The 1,976-nt window shown below is 62.3% G+C and carries 1 protein-coding gene; it reads left to right on the top strand.

All coding sequences use genetic code 11. The features are described 5' to 3' along the window. On the top strand, positions 1-1,976 hold a 1,976-nt coding region (locus tag AAAB16_RS13945), incomplete at both ends, for a helix-turn-helix transcriptional regulator (protein ID WP_340663856.1).

Here is a 1,976-nt window from a genome sequence, read left to right as displayed (position 1 = left end):
CTTTGGCAAAAGCTCGCTGGCCATCGAATTCTGCGAACGTTTACCGGCCCAGTGGCAAAGCTTATGGTTGGGGCTTAGCCAGATGGACAGCGACCCTGGCCGTTTTCTTGAGCGCCTGGTGCTCGGTCTGCAACGCTGTTTCCCAGGCCTCGGTGAAGAAGCGCTGGGCCTGCTCAAATTGCGTCAGCGCCACCAGCCGTTTGCCTTTGAAGAATGGCTCGACGGTTTACTTGATGAACTGACCAAGCGCCTCGATCCGGCCACGCCGCTTTTGCTGGTGCTGGACGACTACCACCTGGCCCAAGGCCCGGTGCTGGACCGTTGTCTGCAATTTTTCCTCAATCATTTGCCCGCCGGTTTGCTCCTGCTGGTTACCAGCCGCCAACGGCCAAACTGGCACCTGGCGCGGCTGCGTTTGTCGCGGCAACTGTTGGAGCTGCAAGAGCAAGACTTACGCCTGACCGATGGCGAGTCCAGCCAACTGCTGCAAAGCCAGGGCGTGAATCTGCACGGCGAGGCCCTCGATACGCTGCTGCAACGCAGCGAAGGCTGGGTCGCCGGCTTACGCCTGTGGATGCTCGCTGCCAGCGAAGGCGGCGATGCGCCGAATTGGGGGCATTCGCTGGACGGCGCCGATGGTCTGATTCGCGACTATCTGTTGGAAGAAGTGATCGAAAGCCAAAGCGCCGAGGTGCAGGAGTTTCTCTACGAAACGGCCTTTCTTGAGCGCTTCTGCGTGGAACTGTGCGATGCCGTGCGCGAAGGCCATGACAGCAGCACGATTCTTCAGCACTTGCAGGCGCACCAAGTGTTTCTGGTGCCGCTGGATGAGCACGGGCGTTGGTTCCGTTATCACCACCTGTTTTCTGATTTATTGCGTGCGCGCCTGCCGGTGTCGCTCAGCCAGCCCGCGGCCAAATTGCACCTGCGCGCCTGCCGCTGGTTTAGCGGCCAGGGTTTGCTCGACGAAGCCATTGAACAGGCCCTGCGTGCCGGTCAGCCCGATGTGGCCGCCAGCCTGGTGCAAAACCTGTCGGAAGAACAACTGCTCGGCGAGCAAAACGTGGCCATGTTGTTGCGCTGGAAAATGGACTTACCGGAAAGCCTGCTGGGCAGCTCGCCACGCCTGATTGTGTTGTACGCCTGGGCGCTGGCCTTGGCCTGTCAGCTCGACGCCGCCGAAGACCTGGCCAGCCAGCTTGCGCGCTTTTTACCGGCGCCGAATGCGCGCGCGCAGCGCTCCATGATTGGCCAGTGGTTGGCCTTGAGCGGCGTGATCGCCCGGGGGCGCGGTGACAGTGCCCTGGCAGAGTCCTATTGCAGCGAGGCGCTGTCGGCTTTGCCGCAGGAACGTTGCGGGCAGCGCCTGATGTGCCTGTCGACCCTGGCCAACCTGGCGATTGTGCGCAACGACCTCTGGCGTGCCCGTGGGCTGAATCGTGATGCCCTGGAGTTGGCGCAGCGTTACGGCAATCCCCTGTTTGAAGCCCTCGCTTATTACGACCGCGCCCGTGTGCTGCAAGCCCGTGGCGAAGTGCTGCGTGCTCAAGAAGAAGTGCGCCATGGCCTGGACTGCTTGCGCGGTCTTTCCGCCCAGCGCCTATACGCCGTGCGTGCCCGCCTGACCTTGTACGACGGTTATCTGCTCACCCTGCGTATGCAACCCGAAGCCGCCCGTACCCGTTTGCTCGCGGGTATCAGTGAAGCCCGCGCCTGCCGCGACACCAGCGTACTGATCGGCCATTGCGTGCTGGCCACCATCGAAGGCCGCAGCGGTCGGTTTAACGAAGCCTTTGCCCAGCTCGCCGAAGCCGAACGGCTGATGCATATCTGGGATGTACCGCCAGTGTATTACCTGGCGATGATCACCCTGGCCAAGTGCGAGCTGTGGCTGACCCAGGGTCAGGTCGACCTGGCCAATGCCTGGTTGCTGCGCCTGGCGGAGACCTACGGTGGCGATAATGCGGCTGCAGCGC

Origin of the sequence: Pseudomonas sp., from assembly GCF_037994325.1 — a bacterium.
Taxonomy (GTDB): Bacteria; Pseudomonadota; Gammaproteobacteria; order Pseudomonadales; family Pseudomonadaceae; genus Aquipseudomonas.
Note: the sequence above shows the minus strand (reverse complement) of the source record. Positions and strands in the feature narration are given on the sequence as shown.